Here is a 21,073-nt window from a genome sequence, read left to right as displayed (position 1 = left end):
AGCGGGTGGTGGGTCCCGCAGCAGGGGACGGACGGTGGGCCATGAGTCCCCCCGCCCGGCCCGTCGTGAGCTATCCCCGCAGCCTCGGCACCGGATCCCCCAGCGCAACGACGATCTCGCGCTCACCGCTGTACGGCTCACGGCTGTGCGAGGTGCCGATGTTGTCCACCAGCAGCAGGTCGCCGTCGCACAGGGGGACCTGTATCGCGTGCTTGTCGTACGTTGCGTTGATGGCTTCGACGGTGGCGGTGTCCAGCGGCGTGCCGTCGCCCCGAAGCGTGGTGAACGGCAGGCCCTCGGCGCCGAACTCGCCGACCATGAACTCCCGGACCGCCGGGTCCATCGTCCACTCGTTGAGGAAAGCGATCTGGTTGAACCAGCACCGCCGTCCGGTCAACGGGTGCTCGATGACGGCAGGCAGCGTCTGGCGGGTCTGCAGACCGCCGCTCTCGGACCGGTGGAATTCGATGCCGTGGGTCCGGCAGTACTGGTCCACCGCGTCCGGGTCGGACACACCGAAGGCGTCCGCCGACGAAAGGCCGACCAACTGGTCGTAGTTGCGCACGAGTTGCCAGCCATCCCGTTCGAAGGGCTCCACAACCTCGACCGGCAGGGAGTCGAGGACCTTCCCGGCATCGGCCACCGACACGGTTCCGCCGGAGCTGCCCGCCGTCAGACACGAGAAGATCATCCACTGCGGATACCGCGGGGCGCTGGTCAGCTCGTGATGCATGCACATGGGCTGGTCCGGCGGCCATTCCGAGGAGGAGTACACCCCGCCGGCCAGCGGTCTGCGGGGCGCGAAACCCTCCACCTCGACCATCAGTTCCGAGGTGAGCGCACGGCTCGCCGCGGCGGCGTCCAAATGGCTGCGGATGTGCAGTCCCCGTACGAGTACCGCGCCCCGCTCCAGGGCGGCAGACCGGAGCGCGTCGGCGTTCTCGGCGAGCCAGTCCGGACCGGCGTCGGCCGCCGCCTCGACGATGAGAACGTCATCCTCCGCGCAGCCCGCCAGTTCCCGCGAGAACCGGTTGATACCGCCAGACATCATGCGTTCGTCCTTTCGGATTTCTCTCTGAGGATTCGAATGCCGACATCACATAACACCGTCCACGGAAAATGGAAGCCTTTCACCCAGGCGCGATTGTCGCTGTACGCAGACCGGCTCGGGAGTAAGGCCGCCCGCCCGCCATCCGGTGATATCGCCGCCGGGAAAATGGGAAATTCCCCGCCTGCCCGTCCCATTTGTGTGTCGTCCGAGGAGTGCTCATGCCCGTAATCGTCCGCGACGGATTCAGGTTGAACTACCAGGATGTCGGAAGCGGCGTTCCCGTGGTTCTCATCATGGGCACCGGCGGCACCGGAAGGGCGTGGCACCTGTATCAGGTACCCGCGCTCACGGCAGCGGGACACCGGGTCATCACCCTCGACAACCGGGGAGTTCTCCCGGACGACAACAGCCCGGCGGATTTCACCGTCGACGACATGGCGGCGGACGTGGCCGCACTCATCGAGCATCTCGGCATCGGGCCCTGTGCGGTCGTCGGTACTTCTCTGGGGGCACGTATCGCCGCGGAACTGGGGCTCGCCCGTCCCGAACTGGTGAGCAGGCTCGTCCTCATGGCGGCGCGCGGCCGCAGCGACGTGATGAGCACGGCGCTGAGCCTCGCCGAACGCGAACTGGACGACCTCGGTATCGAGCTGCCCCCGCGCTATCGCGCGGTGATGCAGGTACTCCAGCAACTGTCGCGGCACAGCCTCACGGACGACGTGCGTACCAAGGACTGGCTCGAACTGTTCGAGCTCACTCCGTCGGCCGGGGCGACGGCGCGCGCCCAGCGCGGGCTGTATCCGATGCCGGACCGGCTCGCCGCCTACCGTGCGATTCGGGTGCCCAGCCACGTCATCGCCTTCTCCGACGACGTCCTGGCCCCGCCGCTCATGGGCAGGGAAATCGCCACCGCCATACCGGACTCGACGTTTCAGGTCATCAACGGCTGCGGACACATCGGCTACCTGGAGGATCCGGAGACCGTGAACCGCGCGCTGCTCGACGCCCTGCGCCCGGCGCGGCTGTCCGGACGTACGTCCCTCCGCGAGCCCGAGGTGCACAGCTCGGTATGACGAAGCTGCCGGCAGCGGCCGGAGACATAACGCCTCCGGCCGTTGCCGGACGCCGCCCTAACCGCCGATCACGTCCCCTCGCCGCAGTTCGGAACCGGTTGGCACATCGGCGGGGTCGGAGCCGAGGCCGGCCACCTTGTTCGCCCCGTCCACGAATACGACCCTCGGTTCCAGCTTGGCCGCGTCCTCCTCCGTGACCATCGCGTAGGCGATGATGATGACCAGGTCACCGGGGCTGATCAGTCTGGCCGCGGCGCCATTGATTCCGATGATTCCCGAATGACGGGGACCTTCGATGACATAGGTCGAAAGACGTGCGCCATTGTCTATGTCGACAATGTCCACCCGTTCTCCGGGGAGCAGGTCTGCCGATTCCATCAAGTCGGCACTGATGGTGAGCGATCCGACATAGTGCAGATCGGCCTGAGTCACCGTAGCCCGATGAATCTTGGACTTCATCATGGTTCGATACATGATTCCCACTTCTTGGTCAGTCTGTGCGTCGGGTCCGTACGTCAATCCGTGCGTCGGTCCGTGCGTCGGTCCGTGCGTCGCTCCGTGCGTGACGATGGTTTCAATATCGCATGCAGGATAGAAGCAACTACCGGGAAAGGTGGGCCATTTCATATCCGGGGCCGCCCGCCCGATCGTAAGCCAGGTCCACCCGAATCCGCCGTTCCCGGCCCTTTCTTGCTTTCCGGCCCATCGGCCGGAAAAACCTGGCGAAAGCAGGGTGAAGCCGCTGAGAAGGAAGCCTGTCCGCTGCGTCACGGCTCCGTAATGTGCCCGAAGGCGGCCACCGACGCCGACATGGCGCGCGCCCGCCCGCTTCCGGGAAACCGATGAACACCGAGCCGTAGGCGCAGAATTCCGCCTCGATTCGCCAGGTATTCACCCGGCGCGCCAATACTCCCACCGGCAACGAAAGGAAAACATCATGCCCGACACCGGCGCCTTCGTTCAGCCCGGCACCTCCGCCGCCACCGGCCTCGCCGCCCGCTCCCGCGCCGCGGTCCCACGCCGACTGCTGATGTGCTCACCCAGCCACTTCGACGTCACCTACTCCATCAACCCTTGGATGGAGCCGCAGAAGCCGGTCGACGGGCGTCTCGCCCTCGCGCAGTGGGAGCGGTTGCGCAGCCTGTACCGGGATCTCGGCCACACCGTGGAGGTCGTCGAGCCCGTCGGCGGACTGCCCGACATGGTCTTCGCGGCCAACGGAGCCACCGTTGTGGACGGCCGGGTGCTCGGGGCCCGCTTCCGGCACGAGGAGCGGACGGCCGAGGGGCCGCTGTACCTGACCTGGCTGCGCGCGAACGGCTTCACCGAGACGTACTGGCCCGAGTACATCAACGAGGGCGAGGGCGACTACCTTCTCGTCGGCCGCCGCCTCCTGGCCGGCACGGGCTTCCGAACAGATCCCCGCTCGCACGCCGAAGCACAGGAGTTCTTCGGCATACCGGTCACCGGACTGACGCTGGTCGATCCGCGCTTCTACCACCTGGACACCGCGCTCGCCGTGCTCGGCGACGACGAAGTCATGTACTACCCCGAGGCGTTCTCGCCGGGCAGCCGGGCCGTGCTGCGGGAGATGTTCCCCGACGCGCTCCTCGCGACGGCGCCGGACGCGGACGTCTTCGGGCTCAACGCCTTCAGTGACGGCCGGCACGTGCTGTTGCCGGAGTCCGCCACGGGCCTGATGGCGGGCCTGCGGGAGCGCGGCTTCGAACCGATCGGTGTCGATCTGGCCGAACTCCTCAAAGCCGGCGGCAGCGTCAAGTGCTGCACGCTCGAACTGCGGGAGGGGTGACGCAAGAGGCCCCGCGGCCCTGACGAAAGTCAGGGTCGGGGCTTCCCTTTGACCACTGCTTCAACCCGGGGGCCGGTCCTACGGTCTTCAGCGAGGAATCAACACCCTTGCCGAGCAAGCGAATCGGACTCTCGAGCAGACCGGCGCAATCCGCCCACCGAACGGAGAACGGCACCCCATGCTTTCGACAACCACGGCAGCGGCCACCGGCAACTACGTCACCTCCATCGCCGACACGAAGAAGCAGATACGGGCCGCCCAACGGCTGCGCTACCAGGTCTTCGGCGAGGAAATGGGCGCCGGCCTCGACACGCCGATGCACGGCCACGACATCGACGAGTACGACGAGCTGGCCGATCACCTGATAGTCACCGACACCACGACGGACGAAGTCGTCGGCACCTACCGGCTCCTGCCGCCCGGACGCACCGAACGATCCTACTCGGACGGCGAGTTCGATTTGCGGGAGCTTTCCTTACTGCGCCCCTCGCTGGTCGAGGTCGGCCGCTCCTGCGTCCACCCCGACCACCGGAGCGGGGCCGTCATCAACCTGATGTGGGCGGGCATGGCACGCTACGTGCTGCTCTCCGGCCACCGCTATCTGGCCGGCTGCGCCTCCGTTCCGCTGGGTGACGGCGGACAGGCCGCTTCCCACGCCTGGCTGCTCGGCACCACCAAGCACGCCGCTCCCGCCGAGTACCGGGTCCATCCGCGCCGGCCATGGACGCCGCAGGTCCTGAGCGACGGCAAGCCGAGCTACGCCCTCCTGCCGCCGCTGCTCCGCGGCTATCTCCGCCTCGGAGCGTGGATGTGCGGAGCCCCCGCCCACGACCCAAAGTTCGACGTCGCCGACTTCTTCGTCCTGCTGGACATGGACCGGCTGAACGACCGCTACCGCCGCTACTTCCTCAGGGAGACCCGGTGAACCCCTGGGTGGTGGATGCGGTCTGCACACCGGCCTGCGTGAAGAACGCGGCGCCCGGGGTGCCGACGCCCGAGACGGTCCGTCGTTACGCATCCGTCGCCCGCACACTCGTCCGCGGCGTGGTGATGGGCGAGCGGCTGGCCGACCCCCGGACCCTGCGGGCCGAGGCGCGGGCCGTCCTCACCGCTCTCGGGATACGGCTGGATCCGGCGGAGCACCGTGAGCCGCTGGTCGTACCCGGGCCGACCGGGACCCTGATCGTGGCCAACCACATGTCCTGGCTCGACGTGATCGTCCTGCTCGCGATCGAGCCGGTGACACTGCTCGCCAAGCGCGAGGTCGGCACCTGGCCCGTCATAGGAACGCTGGCCCGGCGCATCGGTACGCGCTTCATCGACCGCGAGGGCCTGCGCGAACTGCCGGACACCGTCGCCGAACTGGCGCGGGAGCTGCGGTCGGGGCAGTCCGTGATGGTGTTCCCGCAGGCGACCACCTGGTGTTCCGTCGCCGGTGGCACGTTCCGGCGCGCCACGTTCCAGGCGGCCGTCGACGCGGGTGCGCCGGTCCGGCCGGTGACGATCGACTACGTCCAGCACGGTGTGCCCAGTACGGTCGCGGCCTTCCTCGGCGACGAGGGGTTCGCCACGTCCCTGCGCCGGGTCGTCGGTGCCCGGGGGCTGTCCGCTCGGGTCGCCACGCACCGTCCGCTGTCCGGCGGCGATCGGCGCTCGCTGGCTGCCGAGGCCCAGCGGGCCGTGTCGGGCTCGAAGGTGCCCGCCCATGTTTGACTCGTTCGCCCGGTTGGCCGAGGTGCTGCAGGCCAGGCTGGACTCGCCCTGGCTGTGGCTGATCGTCTTCCTGGTGGCGGGCCTCGACGCCCTGCTGCCGTTCATGCCGAGCGAGACCACCGTCGTCACGGTGGCGGTGCTGTTCGGCCCAGACGTACCGCAGCTGGCCGTCCTCGCCGTGGTCGCGGCGGCCGGTGCACTGGGGGGCGACTGCCTCGGTCACGGGATCGGGCGCCGGTACGGACCACGTGCCGTGGACCGGCTGATGCGGGGAGAGAAGGGCCGGCAGCGGTACGAGTGGGGCCGGGCGATGCTGCACAGGCATGCGTCGACCCTGGTGATCGCCGCACGCTTCCTGCCCGGCGGGCGCGTCGCCTCCAGCATGTCCACCGGGAGCCTGCGATTCCCGTTCCGTCGTTTCCTCCTGCTGGACGCCTTCGGTGCGAGTCTGTGGGCGGTCAGCAGCACGGTCATCGGATACATCGGCGGAGCGAGCTTTGGCCACGACCCCGTCAAAGGGTTGCTGCTGGCCTTCGCGCTGGCCCTGGTCGTCGTCGGAATCGTCGAGCTGGGGCGTCGGCTGCGCGCCCGGCGCTCACCCACCGCCCGCCCCTGCGCACCCGACGCCACCGGTCCGGCCGACCTGCACCTGTAGGCCACGAATCCGGCCTGAGTGCGTGAGCACACGGAGCGCCCAGCACGCCGATGTGGGGCCCGGCGTGCTGGGCGCGGAGTCGGGCGGCCTCGGACGTGTTTCATCCCGCCGTCCCATGGCGGACAGCTTCTCGTCCGGGCCGCAATCTTCCCGGCGCGGGGTGGTCAACGGGACTTTCGTGTCTCCTTGGCCCGGGCCCGCCGCTGCTGTCCATTGCGCTGGGCCTCTCGGACAACCTTCAGATAGAAGGTCACATAGCTGGGCTCGGTGTGCGTGGCCAGTTCCCGCGCCACGGGGTGGCGTTCCGGGAGCCGATTGATGGGTACGACCATCGCCGCGTGATGCTCGACGTGGAAGTTGTTTCCGTTGGTGAACCACGTACTGAACCAACTTCCGCTGATCGTACGGGTATTGCGCAGAACGTCGGTGCTGCTGGTGTCGCACAGCACGTGCTCCGGCAGTTCCAGGAGGAAGTGGATCGGTATCGAGAGCAGGAGCGGTACAGCCCAGAGCATCAGTACGACATGGCCGAAGCCGGCAACGGACAGGGCCACCGCCGCCGCGATCGACAGTGCGAACAGTCGGTACTCCGCGATGACTTGGCGCTTGGGCCGGTCCCCGATCTGTCCGAGCGTGTAGTTCCAGGTACCGCGGCAGCTCTTGAAGACGTCCGCTCCCACCTGGATCAAGCGCTCGGGGCTGAACGTGCTGCGCAGGAGTGCGGCCCAGGTCAGCGGTTGGCGCGTGTCGAAACCGAAAAACTCAGAATCATCGGGTGTGCCCAGGAACTTGTGGTGCTGGAGGTGTTGCACCCGGTAGTGGCTGTAGGAGGTGAGCAGCGGAAGTCCGAGCACGATGCCGACCGGCCGGTGCAGTGCGCTGCGCCGGAACGAGGAGTGATGCAGGCATTGGTGCTGCAGTTCCACCATGTGCGTGTAGATCGCAGCGAGCAGGAGCACACCGGCCGATGCACCGAGCCAACCGCCGGTCAGCGCGAGGTAGCCACCGAGGACGCTGATGGCCAGCGCCACAGCCAGCTTCAGCAGGAATACCATCTCGTCGGCCCGTAAGACTCTGGTTCGCTCGAACAGCACCTTGGCTTCGGTATTGCTGGTGTTCATGGTCTCCCTCGTTGGAAACTTCATCCGGCAGGTCGACGCCTCCCCCTCCGCCATAGAGCGGATTCGGCATGCCGGGATGCCCCCAGCGCAGCTGAGTGGCCGGCCACGGGGCCGGGCGGTGGTTCCGGCAGGTGATGGTGAGGTCACTTCAGATCGTTGATCCGAGGTCTGCCTGAACCGGCGAAGTGGCTGCGCACTCTCGCAGGAAGGAGTGTTGGGGTGGAGAAATACGCTTGTGCTTGATCCTGTGACGCGTCGGGCGGTGGTCGTGGCGTCGCTGCCGACACCGATTGCGGCTGATGCCCGACAGAAGCACGGGAACTCCGGTCGTGCCGGCCGAAGGCCGGTGGCCCGGCCCTCGGCCGGCCCGGAGGTCTACCGCCAGGCCACCGTGCTCGCGGCCCGGTCGGCTCGGTACACCTCGCTTCCCGCGATGGAGTTGAGGATGCGGGCGCTGCGCCAGGACGCCAGGCTGAGCAGGCTGTCGTTGATGCCGTGGGTCCGCTCCGCGAAGCTCTGGACGTAGATGCGCAGGTCTTCAGGCCCGTCGAATTCAAGAGAGTAGTCCGGCCGTACCCGGAACTCTCCGTCACCGAGGGACAGCCGGTCATGCAGCGGCTTGAGGTATTCCGGAAGCTGGCTGCGGTACCCGGTGCAGAAGATCACCAGGTCGACGGGGAGCCGCTCGACGACATCGTGATTGACATCGTGCAGGTCGGCCACCAGATGAGAACCGTCCTGCTCCAGGCCGGCGGCCCGTCGGCACGGAAGGAGCCTGTGCTGCAGCCCCGACTGCATGACGGTGTCGAGGTGGTAGAGGCGCTGGTAGATGGAGTTCAGCAGGGAGTCGGTGATCCCGTCGCCGCCGGCGTTCTTCTGCTCCAGCGAGATCTCCGCGCGGCGCCGGTCCGGCAGGCCGTTGAAGTACTCGACGAAGGCCGGGGTGAACCACTCGTTGGTGAAGGGGGAGTCGTCCAGGGGCTGGAAGCCGATCCTGCTGGAGGTCCAGGTGAGCGAGGACGGTAGCGCGCGCTCGTCGGACAGCAGGTGGTTGACGATCTCGGCGCCGCTCTGTCCCGCCCCGACGACGAGGACGCGACGCCCCTTCCAGTCGGGGCGTACCGTGGTCATCTCGCTGCTGTGCAGGACCTTGTCGCCCGAGAGGGCCTTGGCGAACACGGGCATGTGGGGTTCGGATCCGGAACCGAGCACGAGGGTGCGGGTGGTGCGTGCCGCGCCCCCTCCCGTGGTGACGCGGAACCCCTCGTCGGACAGGGCGACGGACTCCACCGGTGTGCCGAACCGGAGAGAGGGGATCTGCTTCGCGACCCACTGGTAGTACTGCTCGAACTCGCGACGGGAGCAACTGATTCCGTTGGCTTCCAGAAACCTGAAGGCCCTTCCTTCCCGCACCAGGAAGTTCAGGAAGGAGAATTTGCTCGTCGGGTCGACGAGTGAGACGAGGTCCTTGAAGTAGGTGACGGTCAGCTGGGAGTCGGGAAGCATGAGGCCCGGGTGCCACCGGAACTCCGTTTTGGCTTCCAGGAACTCGGAGCTCATCCCGGCAAGAGGATCGGCCAGCGCCGCAAGGCTCAGGTTCGCCGGTCCCACGCCGATACCGATGAAGTCAGGGTTGGTCATTGCTCATCTCTCGTTCAAGGATGGGCGGCACGGCCGCCGCATTTTCGGAGCCCGTCTTCAGGACGGCATGAATTTCCCGCACGTCGGTCCCTCCTGCGCCCGGCAGGCACAGTGCCTCGCAGAACACCGGAACCGGCGCGGGGTCCCGGCTCGCGTCACCGCCGGTATTCGTCCTCGATCCGGGCGATGCGACGCAGGAGCGCCTCGCTGTCGGGGGCCTTGACCACGTAGGAGTCGAGGAAGTCCGTGGAGTGCCGGACGCCACCGTGGCCGTTTCCCGCGCCCCGGTGTCCGATGTGCTCCACGATCCCGAGGTCCGGGAAGCGCTCGGCGTCGATTCCCTGGTTCTCACTGCCCCCGGGATAGAAGGCGATGAAGCCGCACGTCCCGTTGTCCTGCGGCCGCGGGGAGCCTCCCAGTGAGATGTCGAGTCCGGCATCGAGGCGTATATGGGTCTCGACGATGTTGAATCCGTACTGCCACTGGATCACCGGGGGAATGATGCCGCCCGGTGGCCGCCCGGCGACCTCGCAGAAGACGAGCTCGTCGGCGGGGGTGTGGAACACCTCCAGGTGCGTGGTGCCGTCCTTCAGGCCCAGCGCCTTGAGCACGTCCGCGTTGAGTTCGGTGATGCGCCGGTGCAGCTCGCCCTCATGGACGAGGACGGTGCCGAAGATTGCTCCCGGCGAATAGCCGGCCGGGTCGGCGAGGTACTTTCCGACGCTGCTGAACCTGATCCGTCCGTCCTGAACGACGCAGTCGCAGTGGTAGATCTGGCCCTTGACGAACTCCTCGATCTCGTAGTGCGATCCGGAGAGGTCGAGTCCGGGCAGGAGACGTTGCGCCTCCTCCAGCGTGTCGACCATGAAAAGGTCCTTGGCGGCCAGTCCCAGACGGCTTTTGATGACTTTCCGTCCGGTGCTCCAGTCGACGTTCGCGAGGTCGTCCGCGCTGTCGAGCGCGGAGAATCCCGGAACGGCCGCCGCACCGGCCGCGCGCACCGCCTCCTTCATCCGCACCTTGTCCCGGAAGCGCGCCGCGGTCTTGTGGTCCATGCCGGGCAGGGAGAACTTGGAGCGCAGCTCGGCCGCCAGCAACACGGCCCGTTCGTGCACGGCGATGATCCGGTCGATGCGGTGGTTGCGCAGCGTCCACTCGCAGATCGCGCGCCAGCGGTCCTCCTCCTCGGCGTCGCACAGGGAGACGTGGTCGAAGGGATGGTCCGCGAATCCGGATACTCCGCCGTGGAACTGATTGCGGGTCACGAGATGGATGTCGATCTCGGAGGCCGGAAGGATGTATGTGCCGCCCCGGTTGAAGTGCGAGTACGGATGCTTGTTGATGAACAGTGCGGTCGTCTTCATCAGGTGCTCGTCTCCAGGGTCCGGGCGGGCTGCGTGCAGTCGGCCTCACGCAGACCCAGGGGCCAGCCGAGGGCCCAGCGCGTCAGGTCGATTCCCGTCAGACCGCTCAGGAGCCCGGCGTTGTCGGCGCCGCCCAGGTCGTGGCGGGAGGCGATGATGTGTACCTTGCCGTCATGTACCCGGACACGGGTGCGGGCCGGGCCGTTGTCGAGCCCGGCGGTGTCGAGGAAGGCCGTCAGCGCTGTCTCGGCGGCGCCGCGCTCGTCGGGGGTCAGGCAGTGGGCGGGTGCGATGTGCCGAGGCAGTGCCGGAGTGGAGCTTTCGGAGCCCTCCGCCATGACGGCCAGCAATCGGTGGGCGCCATTCGTGGAGAAGGTGTACGCGTTCAGCTCGCGTCCGTCGGGGCCCGGTCGGCCGGATGTCTCACCGGTCAGCCGGCCGATCACCTCGGGTGCGGTGCCGACGGTCTTGAGCAGGGAGTTCGCGAGGGCGGCCGGCATCAGACCCGCCGCGCTGAGGGAGACCACCGCCGTGGGAGCCAGCGGACGGAGCACCTCCTCGACGAAACCGCCGAACGCGGCACCTGTGAAGTCCACGGAGTAGTAGCCCGAGTAGTCGTCGACCAGGTCCTGCACGGGCGCGCCGGGCCGTTGCACGAACACCGTGTGGCACCCGATGGCATGTGCGGTCCGCGCGGTGTGCACATCCGCGTCGATGACGACCAGGCGCAGGCCGGAACGGTCCGCGAGGTCCGCCCGCTGCGTGGTCCGGTGGGGTTCTACCATTGTCCGTCCCCGTTTCCGTCGTCCGGCCCATGGCCGCAGTGCGAAAGCTCTTGCTTGATGGAGGACTGCTCCCACTCCTCCCTGTTGCGCACATACAGGGGGTTCGCCGCGACGATGGAGGTGGTGGACGCCCTTGCGTTCGCCAGCCGCCAGCGAACCGTTCCGTCGAGCGGTGCGACGAGCCGGGTGATGAATGCCTGGCAGGCCGCGTGGAGTTCGCCGAACCAGCGCCCTTCGAGCGCCTCACGGACCCAGATGTGCTCCACACGCAGCTTCTCGCGGAGCGCCTCGGCGTCGAGGACCGCCGTCTCCAGGTGGCGCCGCGAGGCCAGCAGCAGCCACGCTGCGGGCATCTCGCGGACTTCGAGGACCCTCACCCCGCCCGGCAGGTCCTCCAGGCCGGTGTAACGGCCCAGGCCATGGGCCCCGACCGTCCAGTTCAGCTGCTCGATGATGTCGATGAGGGGCAGCTCGCGCCCGTTCACGGCGACCGGCACTCCCGAACGGAAGCTGAGCTCGACGTCTTCCGTCTCCGGGACCTCCCGGTGGGCGCTCCAGCGGTAGTAGGACTCCGGGACGGCGTGGTTCTCGGGGTCGTCCAGGATGCCGGACTCGAATTCCCTGCACCACACGTTGGAGTCGCCGCTGGCCGACCGTTCGGCCATCTGGTCCAGGCCGATGGCCTGAAGCTCCTTGATCTTCTCCTCGCGTCCCACCGGATCGAGGTCGTAGGGGCTACCGAACTCACCCTGGAATCCGAGGAGTTCAAAGGCTCCGTTCAGTCGGCGCAGCGTGTTCTGCGAGCGGTTGGCGGTGTGCAGGATGACGGAGGCGTCCAGCTCGCGCGCTGCTTCCACCGCCTTGCGGGCGATCAGCGGACGGCTCAGTGTCGAGCTGACGGGGTGCGTGTCCAGATAGACGGCGTGCGCCGCGATCGCGGGCCGGACGAACTCCTCCACGAACTCTGCCCGCGCGTCCTCCACATGGAGCCGGACGCCGAGCTTGTCCGCGATCTGCTGGATCTGGGAGGTCTGCTCGTCGCCGCCCAGGCCGACGCTCACGGCGTGCACCTCGGTGGCTCCGGCCTCGACCAGCCTGTGCAGGAGGTAGGTGCTGTCCAGTCCGCCGCTGAACAGAGTCACGACGGGTCGTCGCACATCGATGGTGTGGTGAGTGATGTCGCGAAAGGAGCGGATGCCCCTTCGGCTTTTCTTCACACTGCACGTCCTTATGGTTCAGCTGGTCTTGGGGAGCTTTGGCGGCTGCCGACGGTCGCGCGTTGGACTGGGTGGATCGTCAGGACCGGGCGGGTTCCACGGCGGGACCGTCCGCACAGTCCCGCAGGAACGAGAGCTTCGAGTACAGGGTGCGTTCGCTGGTGATCCCGTGCTTCGACAGGTGTTCCTCCACCAGGGCGGTCAGCCTGTTCATCTCGGCGTCGATCGATGTGGCGTCCATGCCGGCGTGCCATCGGGTCTCCAGGTACTCCATCTCGACCTGCCGCAGCTTGCGCTCCGCAGGACCGCCGACGGTGACCTCGTCCGTCTCGATGCCGAAGCAGTGTCCCGTCGTGAGGGACTGGACGTTGACGTCGTACCGGGTGCGCGTAAAACTGGGCAGACGCCGGAACTTCAGGTCCGGATACTCCCGCGCCAGGTACTCATCGAAATTCGCGCCGGGAACCTCCACCCCCTTGCGGAAGGATTCCTCGCGTCGCAGCGCGTCTGCCGCGAATTTCTTCTGCTTGAGCTGGTACCTTCCGTCCGGATTTTCCTGGAAGGCGATGTGGCCGACCTCACCGGCCGGCGCGAGCACCTCGAAGTTGTGCTGTACGAAGTGCCATCGGGTGAGCTCGTATCCCGGATCGGTGATGAATCCGGGGAACTCACCGCTCTCGACGGCCTTCCACACATCCTTGGTGAGGGCCCAGATGGATACATCATCGAGCAGGGCGACCTTCTGCTCGATTTCGACGCCTTTTTCATAGGTCGTGTAGGCGGTGTTCTCAATGCGGACGTGGTCCCGCAGGGAGGTGGAGAGGCCGAGGGCCTGTTCCGTCAGCTCGGCGATGCCGGCCGCTGCGGAATGGGTGAATTGAGCCACGCGGACGAAGAGGGTTCCGATGGTGCGGACCCGGGCGCACACGAGTACTTCCGTAAACGGCTGTTCCCGCACCACGTGAGTGCGCAGCAGCATCAGTGGTCCGAGCACGGAAAGGTTTTCGTCGGAAAGGTCCGGACTCTTTCCGTCCGGAGTACGAGCCGAGCGCAGGTAGCTGTGGAACTCATCCGTGAAACCCGTGGAGGCCCAGGCCGCGAGGGGTTCGGACGGCGGGGTGAGGGGCAGGGTCGAGCCTGCCGCACCTATCACCGTCACCTTCCCCGTGGTGGTTCCGTCCCGGCGGAGGAACTCCATCGCGCGCGTTCCTCCGTCGTCCGCCTCGGGCGCGAGTTCGGCCACCAGCAGCGGTGCGTCGAGCGCCGGTGCGACCGAGTACTGATGTGCGGCATCGGCGATGACGAGGTGCCTGACAATGGGCACGCCGGGCTCTTTGTCACTGGTGTTCAACTGCGCAGTCAATGCAACTCCTAGAGCAGTGCTCGGGGCGCAAGCAGGGTTTTCATTACCCCCGGGGCGACGGTCCGGATTGAGCACCCCGAGGGGATTGCGGCGATGGCCGGACTGCACCCGAAGGGGCCGAGGCCGGCACCCTGCGGTGATTCGGAAAAGAGGCAGGACGGTGATGGTCCGGCCGAGCAGCCACCAAGATGATCAGTCGCAGATTTAAGCAGTGTCTACTTTGTGCGTCAACAGGCGTTCCCTGCGGCCGGATCCACAGATTCTGGTGTGCAATATGGTGCTATGGCATCTCAAAATGGACGGCAAGTCCACCCGGATTCCGTCAGGAGTTAACCTTCTTGACGCCTTTCAATCCTTCCACCAGGGTGGCTGTCGATCTTGCCGGAGCAGCTGGAATGTTCCGATCCGACATACAGGGGCGTAAGTAGTGGGCGACTCGAAGCAGCGCGTTCTGTTGCTGGTCCTGGACGGTTTCGGATGGGCGCCCGACGGCCCGCACAATCCTTTGTCGGACGCCTATATTCCATTTATTTCGAGTCTTGCCGAAAAGACCCCTCCAACTCTGCTCGAGGCGTCCGGTGCCGTGGTCGGACTCCCCGCCGGCCAGGTGGGCAACTCCCAGGTCGGACACCTCACCATCGGCGCGGGTGGCGCCATCCCCCAGGCCTGCGTGGTGATCGACCGGGCCCTCACCGAACCACCGCAGGGGAAGCCCGGTTCATCGTGGCCGGCCTCGCCAACGTCGACACGGTCGGGCACACCGGCAACTACGGCGCCGTGCGCCGGACCGCGGAAGTCGTCGACGAGTGCCTGAGGGACATCGCACAGGCCGCCGACGATCACGGCGTACTCGTAGTGATCACCGCCGACCACGGCAACGGCGAGTGCATGCGCGAGGACGACGGCACCACGCCCCACATCCGGCGCACCTCGAATCCGGTGCCGCGGTGGGTGCTCGGGCTCGAACGTGCGCTGCCCCCCTCCGAAGACCTCCGCGACATCGCGCCGATCTGTCTGCACTTCCTGGGCATGGAGCCACCCGCGGCCATGTCCGGTCGAGTTCTGTGAAGGACATTCTCATGACCAGCCACCACGCCTTCGACCCGGTCCGGTTCGACATCCCTAAGGAACTGACCAAGGGTGCCCCCCGCGACGCGCTCGCTGCCGAACTGAGGCCCCACGCCCAACGCTGTCTGGACGGGGACCCGGGCTACTTCGTGCTCACCGGGCTGAACCACCTCGATCCGGCCGAGTACCGCGACTTCGCCCTTGCCGCATCGGCTGCCCTGGGCGGACTGCTGCCGCAGGACGCTGCCGGAACCCTGCTGCGCGAGGTGTGCTACCGGGGCATGGGGCTGGGCGAGGGCTCCACGGGGCGGTACTCGGACTCCCGTACGGGCGGCAATCTGCACACCGACTCGCCCCACCGGCCCGGCGTCGTCCCCGACTACTTCGCGCTCGCCTGCGTCCATCAGGCCGCCGTCGGCGGGGACCTGGTGCTCGTGCGGCTGTCCGACGTCCTCGAGCGGCTCGGCGACCGCCCGGAGGTGCTCGACACGCTTCGTCTCCCCGTGCACTTCGACACCCGCGACGACAGCCCGGGCGCCCCGCGCACCGTGCTCCGCCCCGTTCTGGAGGCCCGCGGCGGCAAGGACCGCGTGCACTACCTGAGGGAATACATCGAGATAGGCCACCGTCAGCCGGGGACGCCCCCGCTGACCGACGAACAGGTTCACGCGCTCGACGCATTGGACGCCCTGCTCGACTCCCCGGAGCTGCGGTCCCAGGACCGTCTCAGGGAGGGCGAGATGATCTTCATCGACAATCGTTGGACCCTGCACGGCAGGGTGGAGTTCCAAGACCTCGAAGGCGATCACCAGCGTGTGATGCTGCGGACCTGGATCGCTGCCCAGAACTCCTGATACCCCCGCGTCAGTTCGAAGAATCCGCCCGCAGCCGCACGTCGCGCCTCCCGCGCCGCGTGGTACTTCAGCCTGCCGCCGAGGAACGCACATCCGAATCTCTTCGGCGTATCCAGAAGGAGAAGCGTTCATGTCCCATCGGATCTCTTTCCGCGAACTCATGTCACGAGGTGGCCTGGTACGGGTCGCCGGCGCACATGACGCTCTCGGTTCCACGCTCGCCCAGCAGGCCGGGTTCCAGGCGGTCTGGTCGTCGAGTCTGGAGGTCTCCGCCTCCCGCTGCCTTCCCGACGCCAGCGTCCTGACGATGACCGAATACCTGGCTGCCGCCGCGAACATGCAGAAGGCCATCGACATCCCCGTCGTCGCCGACGTGGACACCGGATACGGCAACAACCTCAACGTGGCGCACATGGTCCACGAATTCGAGGCGGCCGGCGTCACCGCCGTCTGTATGGAGGACAAGCTCTACCCCAAGGTGAACAGCTTCGCCGACGCCTCCCAGGAACTGCTGCCGGTGGCCGCCTTCGTGAGCAAGATCAAGACGGCCAAGGCCGCCCAGCGCCACGAGGACTTCTACTTCATCGCCCGCACCGAGGCACTCATCAACAAGCTGGGTGTCGACGAGGCCCTCAGCCGCTGCCATGCCTACGCCGACGCGGGGGCGGACGCGATACTGATCCACTCCAAGAAGAAGGACCAGAGCGAGGTCGTCGAGTTCCTCGACCGCTGGGACGGCAGAGTGCCCGTCGTCATCGTCCCGACCACCTACCCGCAGATGTCCGCCGCGGAGGCGGAGAAGCACGGGGTGTCCGTCGTGATCTACGCCAACCAGGGGCTGCGGGCCACTGTCCAGGCACTGCGCGACACGTTCCGCACCATCTACGACGACGGGGACTCGCTCGGTGTCGAGGATGCCATCGCACCCGTCTCCGACGTCTTCGCCCTGCAGAAGCTGGATGATTGGCTGGCCCTCGAAGGATGATATCCAACGATGATTTCTGCACAGCGCTGAAGGAGCGCGACTTCGACTTCGTCTCCGGTGTGCCGTGCTCGTACTTCAGCGGACCGATCGAGCGTCTGACGCGCGAGGGGGTCTACCTCCCCGCTGCGAACGAGGGCACCGCGCTGGCTGCTGCCGCCGGGGCCGCCGTTGCCGGACGCCGCGCGGCGGTCATCGCCCAGAACTCCGGGCTCGGCAACCTCATCAACCCCCTGACCTCGCTCTCCCAGACGTACCGGATCCCCGTGCTGGTGTTCATGAGCCTGCGAGGGTGGCCGGATCCCTCGCAGGACGAACCCCAGCACGCCGTCATGGGCACCTCGACCCACAAGCTCCTGGACGCGGTCGGCGTACCGCACGTGACGGTTCCGGCCACCGCGGACGCCGAAGCCTTCGACGCCGCGCTCGACCGGGCCGAGGAGGAACTGGCCGCGGGCAGAAGCGTGTTCGTCCTGACCCAGAAGGGCGCCATAGAAAATCACTCGTCGGCCGCGGCGGAGCCGTCCGGCGTCAGCCGCGTCGAGCTGCTGCGGGCGATCGGGCCGATCCTCGACGGCGCCGCGGTCGTCTCCACCACCGGGTACACCTCACGCGAACTGTTCGGTGTCACCGGCTCGAAGTCCCACTTCTACATGCAGGGTTCGATGGGGCACGCGGCCGCCTTCGGTCTCGGGGTCGCCCTGCGGACCCCCGGCACACCGGTGGTCGTACTCGACGGGGACGGTGCGGCCATCATGCACCTGGGCTCGCTCTCGTCCGTGGGGGCCGCGGCGCCGGACAACCTCGTCCACGTCGTGTTCGACAACGGCACCTACGAGTCCACCGGCGGACAGGCCACCACCTCCCACACCACGGACTTCGCCGCCGTGGCCAGGGCCGCCGGATACGCCTCGGCGCAGGTGTGCCGCACCGTCGATCAGGTCGCACAAGCCCTCACGACGGCGCTCGGGGGCGACGGTCCCCACCTGCTGGTCGCACACGTGGCCAGTTCGGGCACCTCCTTCTCCCGGGCGACGGCCGCCATGACCACGAACGACATCCGCGAAGGCTTCGCCCAACGACTGCGGGCCGAGGAGTGCTCCCTTGGTGGTTGACACGCAAGAGACGGACGGCGCCCCGGCGGTGCTCTTCGGCGCCGGCGCCGTCGAAGGTCTTGACGCCCTGGTGAGCCAGTACGAGTCCGGGCGCGTACTGGTCGTGGCCACCGAGAACGGCCTGGCGCGCGCCGGTTTCGGGCACTGGCTCGATGCCCCCGGCCACCGGCTGTTCTCGGACTTCCGGCCGAACCCCGACCTGGGCGATGTGCTGGCCGGATGCGCCTTGCGCGACAGCTGGCAACCGGACCTCGTCGTGGGCCTGGGCGGCGGCAGCGCCATGGACGTGGCCAAACTGGTGCGTGCCCTGCCCGCCGACCGGGACGCCGCGCTGGCGTGCCTGACCGGGGCGGCCGACGACCTGACCACGAGCGTCGGCACCCTGCTCCTGGTTCCCACCACGAGCGGAACCGGCAGCGAGGTCACCCGGTTCGCGACGGTCTTCGACGGCGAGCGCAAGTACTCCTTCGACCATCCGCTGGCCGCCGCCACTCGATCCGTCATCGATCCGGCACTCACCGCCACCTGCCCCACCGACGTCATGACGAGCTGTGCGATGGATGCGCTGTGCCACGCCGTCGAGTCGCTGTGGGCCCGGCGCTCGGCGGACGGCTCCCGGGCCGACGCCCTGCGGGCGCTGCACGGGCTGACGGGTCCGCTCGGCGAGGGGCTGAAGGACACGTCCCTGCCGGTGCGGGAGCAGTTGGCCCGATCCGCGCTCGATGCGGGCCGGGCGATCAATGTCACCCGCACCACGGCGGCACACGCGTTCGCCTACCGGCTCACCCGCCGTTACGGAGTCCCGCACGGGGTGGCCTGTCTGCTCAATCTCCAATGGCTGTACGCGTACAACGCGCAGTGGGTCACCACCCACTGCGACGACGACCGCGGGCCGGCCCACGTCCGGTCCCAGCTGGAGGCAGTGGCGGCGGCCTGGGGTCTGGACACCGACCAGGTGCCCGGCCACCTCGGCCGGCTGCTCACCGAACTCGGCTGGTCCCCGCGCCTGTCCGAATACGGAGTGGCCGAGAAGGACCTGCCGGACTACGTCGACGCGGGGCTGAGGTCGACGGCGCGGGCCGGCAACAACCCCGTAGGTCTGGACGACGCGCTGGTACTGCGGGCGCTGCGCAAGATCCACTGATGCAGGAGGAAGCGGGCATGACACACATGGCCCCTTACGGGGCGTGGAATTCCCCCATCTCGGCCGCGGACGTCACCGCCACGGACAGCCATCCCAACTGGCCGGGCTTCGTCGGGGACGAGATCTGGTGGTCGGAGCGGCTGCCGCACGAGGGCGGCCGGACGACATTGATGCGCTGCGCTGCGGACGGCAGCCCCGCCCGCAGCGCCCTTCCGGCGCCATGGAACGTACGCAGCCGGCTCATGGAGTACGGCGGCCGGGCCTGGGCGGGGACGCCGGCCGAGGACGGTCCCGCGATCGTCTTCGTCCACGCGGACGACCAGCGCCTGTACCGGTACGAGCCCCAGGTCCCGGACTCGGTGCCGCAGCCGCTCACCCCCGCTTCCACCCCTGCTCTCTCCCTCTGCTTCGCCGACCCGGTCCTGGCACCGCGCACCGTTGCCGCGAACACCGGGTCGGAGGTGTGGTGCGTACGAGAGAGCATCGGGCCCGACGGCCATCCCGTACGGGACCTGGTGGCCGTGCCGCTGGACGGCAGCGCCGCCGAGGAGGCCGCCTCCATCCGCTCCCTGACGGCCGGTCATGACTTCCTGACCGGTCCGCGCCTCTCGCCCGACGGCCGGCACGTCGCCTGGATCGGCTGGGACCACCCGGCCATGCCGTGGGACGCGAGCCGGGCGTGCGTCGCGCGGATCCTGCCGGACGGCACTTTGTCCGCGATCCGGACCGTGGCGACCGGCCCCGAGCAGAAAGCGGAGTCGGTCGCGCAGGTGGAGTGGACCGACGACGGCACCCTGTACGCGCTCACCGACCGCTCGGGCTGGTGGAACGTCCACCGGGTGCCCCTCGACGGGACGGGCCCCGTGAACGTGTGCCCGCGCGAGGAGGAGTTCGCCGGGGCACTGACCAAGATCGGGCTCACCTGGTGCGCACCCCTGCCCGGCGGGCGCATGGCGGTCGTGCACGGCACGCACTCCGTGCAGTTGTCGGTCCTCGACCCGGCCTCGGGCGAACTGTCCTTGCTGCCCCTCCCGTTCACCGAGTGGGAGCCGCTGCTGGCGAGCAACGGCCACCGGCTGATCGCCATCGGCGCCGACGCGCAGAGCGACTTCACGGCTGTGTGCATCGACACGTCCACCGGCACGTGCACCACACTCTCGACACCGCGGGCCACCGCCGACGCCGCCCTGCTGCCCCGCCCCGAGGCCCGGACCTTCGAAGGCCTCGGCGGCCGTCCGGTGCACGCCGTCGTCTTCCCACCGCGCAACCCCGACTTCACCGGTCCGCCCGACGAGCGGCCCCCGTACGTGGTGTTCGCCCACAGTGGTCCGACGGGGCGCTTCCCCATGGCCTACGACCTGCAGATCGCCTTCCTCACCAGTCGTGGCATCGGTGTCGTCGGGGTCAACTACAGCGGTTCGACCGGATACGGCAGGCAGTACCGCGACCGGCTCAGGCACGCCTGGGGCGTCGCCGACGTCGAGGACTGTGCCGCGGTGGCCCGGGCGCTGGCCGCCGAGGGCACCGCGGACCCGGACCGGCTCGCGATCCGCGGGGCGAGCGCCGGAGGCTGGACCGCGGCTGTCTCGCTGACCACTTCGGACACCTACTGCTGTGCCGCGCTGTACTACCCCGTGCTGGACCCGGTGTCCTGGCGGGAGTCCCAGAACGGCGGGTTCGAGGCCTTCTACCTCGACACGCTCATCGGGCCGTGGCCGCAGACCAGGGAACGGTACCTGGTGCGCTCGCCCGCCCACGCGGCCGCACGCGTCGACGTTCCCTTCCTGCTGCTGCAGGGCAGCGCCGACCCGGTCTGTCCCCCCGCGCAGGCGGAGCGTTTCCTGTCCGGCGTACGGGCCGAGGCGGCGCCGTACCGGCACCTGGTCTTCGAGGGCGAGCGGCACGGTTTCAAACGGAGCACCACGATCATCGAGTGCGTCGAGGCGGAGCTGACGATGTACAAACGCGCATTCGGCGTGGCGCACGAGCCGACCCCGAACCCGGACCCGGCCCCGGACCCGGACCTGGCTCCGGACCTGGCCTTGGACCAGGCCCCGAGCCTGGCCTTGGACCAGGCCCCGAGCCTGGCCTTGGACCAGGCCCCGAGCCTGGCCTTG

19 protein-coding genes and 1 pseudogene are annotated in these 21,073 nt (G+C 68.1%); 12 read left to right on the top strand and 8 right to left on the bottom strand.

Features of this window, described 5'->3' with window-relative positions; all coding sequences use genetic code 11:
- Positions 1-70: 70 nt before the first annotated feature.
- Positions 71-1,051 (bottom strand): TauD/TfdA family dioxygenase, encoded by a 981-nt coding sequence (locus ACZ3IC_RS28050; protein ID WP_467420536.1) that lies wholly within the window; start codon positions 1,049-1,051, stop codon positions 71-73.
- A gap of 218 nt (positions 1,052-1,269) precedes the next feature.
- On the opposite strand from ACZ3IC_RS28050, the gene ACZ3IC_RS28045 reads away from it, so the two are divergent.
- Entirely contained in the window at positions 1,270-2,124 is an 855-nt protein-coding gene (locus ACZ3IC_RS28045; protein WP_467420533.1) for an alpha/beta fold hydrolase, read from the top strand.
- A gap of 57 nt (positions 2,125-2,181) precedes the next feature.
- Here the strand turns inward: ACZ3IC_RS28045 and panD are convergent, their stop codons facing one another.
- Positions 2,182-2,598 (bottom strand): aspartate 1-decarboxylase, encoded by a 417-nt coding sequence (gene panD / locus ACZ3IC_RS28040; RefSeq protein WP_467420532.1) that lies wholly within the window; start codon positions 2,596-2,598, stop codon positions 2,182-2,184.
- Positions 2,599-3,061: 463 nt separating this feature from the next.
- Here panD and ddaH point away from each other — a divergent pair, with 463 nt between their 5' ends.
- From ddaH to ACZ3IC_RS28020, 4 genes are all read left to right on the top strand, one after another.
- Positions 3,062-3,934 (top strand): dimethylargininase, encoded by an 873-nt coding sequence (ddaH, locus tag ACZ3IC_RS28035; protein WP_467420531.1) that lies wholly within the window; start codon positions 3,062-3,064, stop codon positions 3,932-3,934.
- Positions 3,935-4,112: 178 nt separating this feature from the next.
- Positions 4,113-4,859, top strand: a complete 747-nt coding sequence (locus ACZ3IC_RS28030) for a GNAT family N-acetyltransferase (RefSeq protein ID WP_467420530.1) — start codon at positions 4,113-4,115, stop codon at positions 4,857-4,859.
- On the top strand, positions 4,856-5,647 hold the full coding sequence (locus tag ACZ3IC_RS28025) for a lysophospholipid acyltransferase family protein (RefSeq protein ID WP_467420528.1): 792 nt from the start codon (positions 4,856-4,858) through the stop codon (positions 5,645-5,647). Before ACZ3IC_RS28030 ends, ACZ3IC_RS28025 begins: the two co-directional genes overlap by 4 nt.
- Complete coding sequence (locus ACZ3IC_RS28020; protein WP_467420525.1) at positions 5,640-6,302, top strand: DedA family protein; 663 nt, start codon at positions 5,640-5,642, stop codon at positions 6,300-6,302. The genes ACZ3IC_RS28025 and ACZ3IC_RS28020 overlap by 8 nt, the downstream gene beginning before the upstream one ends.
- Before the next feature lie 164 nt (positions 6,303-6,466).
- Here ACZ3IC_RS28020 and ACZ3IC_RS28015 read toward each other — a convergent pair whose 3' ends face one another.
- From ACZ3IC_RS28015 to ACZ3IC_RS27990, 6 genes are all read right to left on the bottom strand, one after another.
- Positions 6,467-7,423: a fatty acid desaturase family protein gene (locus tag ACZ3IC_RS28015; protein WP_467420522.1), complete on the bottom strand. Its 957-nt coding sequence runs from the start codon at positions 7,421-7,423 to the stop codon at positions 6,467-6,469.
- Positions 7,424-7,798: 375 nt separating this feature from the next.
- Entirely contained in the window at positions 7,799-9,064 is a 1,266-nt protein-coding gene (locus ACZ3IC_RS28010) for a lysine N(6)-hydroxylase/L-ornithine N(5)-oxygenase family protein (protein WP_467420519.1), read from the bottom strand.
- A gap of 155 nt (positions 9,065-9,219) precedes the next feature.
- Positions 9,220-10,428, bottom strand: coding sequence for an ATP-grasp domain-containing protein (locus ACZ3IC_RS28005; RefSeq protein WP_467420517.1), 1,209 nt, complete (start codon positions 10,426-10,428; stop codon positions 9,220-9,222).
- Complete coding sequence (locus ACZ3IC_RS28000) at positions 10,428-11,213, bottom strand: hypothetical protein (RefSeq protein ID WP_467420515.1); 786 nt, start codon at positions 11,211-11,213, stop codon at positions 10,428-10,430. The genes ACZ3IC_RS28005 and ACZ3IC_RS28000 overlap by 1 nt, the downstream gene beginning before the upstream one ends.
- The gene (locus tag ACZ3IC_RS27995; RefSeq protein WP_467420513.1) at positions 11,207-12,430 is read right to left on the bottom strand and encodes an argininosuccinate synthase-related protein; all 1,224 of its coding nucleotides are present in this window, start codon (positions 12,428-12,430) and stop codon (positions 11,207-11,209) included. Before ACZ3IC_RS27995 ends, ACZ3IC_RS28000 begins: the two co-directional genes overlap by 7 nt.
- A 79-nt stretch (positions 12,431-12,509) precedes the next feature.
- The gene (locus ACZ3IC_RS27990) at positions 12,510-13,754 is read right to left on the bottom strand and encodes a hypothetical protein (RefSeq protein WP_467420511.1); all 1,245 of its coding nucleotides are present in this window, start codon (positions 13,752-13,754) and stop codon (positions 12,510-12,512) included.
- Between the two features lie 466 nt (positions 13,755-14,220).
- Between ACZ3IC_RS27990 and ACZ3IC_RS27985 the strand changes: the two are divergent.
- From ACZ3IC_RS27985 to ACZ3IC_RS27955, 7 genes and pseudogenes are all read left to right on the top strand, one after another.
- Positions 14,221-14,439: pseudogene (locus tag ACZ3IC_RS27985) on the top strand (hypothetical protein); the annotation flags it as partial.
- Between the two features lie 20 nt (positions 14,440-14,459).
- Positions 14,460-14,861 (top strand): alkaline phosphatase family protein, encoded by a 402-nt coding sequence (locus tag ACZ3IC_RS27980; RefSeq protein ID WP_467420552.1) that lies wholly within the window; start codon positions 14,460-14,462, stop codon positions 14,859-14,861.
- A gap of 11 nt (positions 14,862-14,872) precedes the next feature.
- Positions 14,873-15,715, top strand: coding sequence for a TauD/TfdA family dioxygenase (locus ACZ3IC_RS27975; protein WP_467420509.1), 843 nt, complete (start codon positions 14,873-14,875; stop codon positions 15,713-15,715).
- 130 nt (positions 15,716-15,845) lie between these two features.
- The gene (locus ACZ3IC_RS27970) at positions 15,846-16,700 is read left to right on the top strand and encodes an isocitrate lyase/phosphoenolpyruvate mutase family protein (protein WP_467420507.1); all 855 of its coding nucleotides are present in this window, start codon (positions 15,846-15,848) and stop codon (positions 16,698-16,700) included.
- Positions 16,697-17,812, top strand: a complete 1,116-nt coding sequence (gene aepY, locus ACZ3IC_RS27965) for a phosphonopyruvate decarboxylase (protein ID WP_467420504.1) — start codon at positions 16,697-16,699, stop codon at positions 17,810-17,812. Before ACZ3IC_RS27970 ends, aepY begins: the two co-directional genes overlap by 4 nt.
- Entirely contained in the window at positions 17,805-18,956 is a 1,152-nt protein-coding gene (locus ACZ3IC_RS27960; protein WP_467420502.1) for a phosphonoacetaldehyde reductase, read from the top strand. The genes aepY and ACZ3IC_RS27960 overlap by 8 nt, the downstream gene beginning before the upstream one ends.
- Before the next feature lie 17 nt (positions 18,957-18,973).
- On the top strand, positions 18,974-21,073 hold a 2,100-nt coding region (locus ACZ3IC_RS27955), incomplete at its 3' end, for a S9 family peptidase (RefSeq protein WP_467420500.1).

This window comes from Streptomyces sp. NPDC002958 (assembly GCF_055563255.1).
Note: the sequence above shows the minus strand (reverse complement) of the source record. Positions and strands in the feature narration are given on the sequence as shown.

What these genes read in the sequence shown, in the direction of transcription:
- ACZ3IC_RS28050 (WP_467420536.1), bottom strand. Translation starts at nt 1,051, where the DNA reads ATGATGTCTGGCGGTATCAACCGGTTCTCGCGGGAACTGGCGGGCTGC.
- ACZ3IC_RS28045 (WP_467420533.1), top strand. Translation starts at nt 1,270, where the DNA reads ATGCCCGTAATCGTCCGCGACGGATTCAGGTTGAACTACCAGGATGTC.
- panD (WP_467420532.1), bottom strand. Translation starts at nt 2,598, where the DNA reads ATGTATCGAACCATGATGAAGTCCAAGATTCATCGGGCTACGGTGACT.
- ddaH (WP_467420531.1), top strand. Translation starts at nt 3,062, where the DNA reads ATGCCCGACACCGGCGCCTTCGTTCAGCCCGGCACCTCCGCCGCCACC.
- ACZ3IC_RS28030 (WP_467420530.1), top strand. Translation starts at nt 4,113, where the DNA reads ATGCTTTCGACAACCACGGCAGCGGCCACCGGCAACTACGTCACCTCC.
- ACZ3IC_RS28020 (WP_467420525.1), top strand. Translation starts at nt 5,640, where the DNA reads ATGTTTGACTCGTTCGCCCGGTTGGCCGAGGTGCTGCAGGCCAGGCTG.
- ACZ3IC_RS28015 (WP_467420522.1), bottom strand. Translation starts at nt 7,423, where the DNA reads ATGAACACCAGCAATACCGAAGCCAAGGTGCTGTTCGAGCGAACCAGA.
- ACZ3IC_RS28010 (WP_467420519.1), bottom strand. Translation starts at nt 9,064, where the DNA reads ATGACCAACCCTGACTTCATCGGTATCGGCGTGGGACCGGCGAACCTG.
- ACZ3IC_RS28005 (WP_467420517.1), bottom strand. Translation starts at nt 10,428, where the DNA reads ATGAAGACGACCGCACTGTTCATCAACAAGCATCCGTACTCGCACTTC.
- ACZ3IC_RS28000 (WP_467420515.1), bottom strand. Translation starts at nt 11,213, where the DNA reads ATGGTAGAACCCCACCGGACCACGCAGCGGGCGGACCTCGCGGACCGT.
- ACZ3IC_RS27975 (WP_467420509.1), top strand. Translation starts at nt 14,873, where the DNA reads ATGACCAGCCACCACGCCTTCGACCCGGTCCGGTTCGACATCCCTAAG.
- ACZ3IC_RS27970 (WP_467420507.1), top strand. Translation starts at nt 15,846, where the DNA reads ATGTCCCATCGGATCTCTTTCCGCGAACTCATGTCACGAGGTGGCCTG.
- aepY (WP_467420504.1), top strand. Translation starts at nt 16,697, where the DNA reads ATGATATCCAACGATGATTTCTGCACAGCGCTGAAGGAGCGCGACTTC.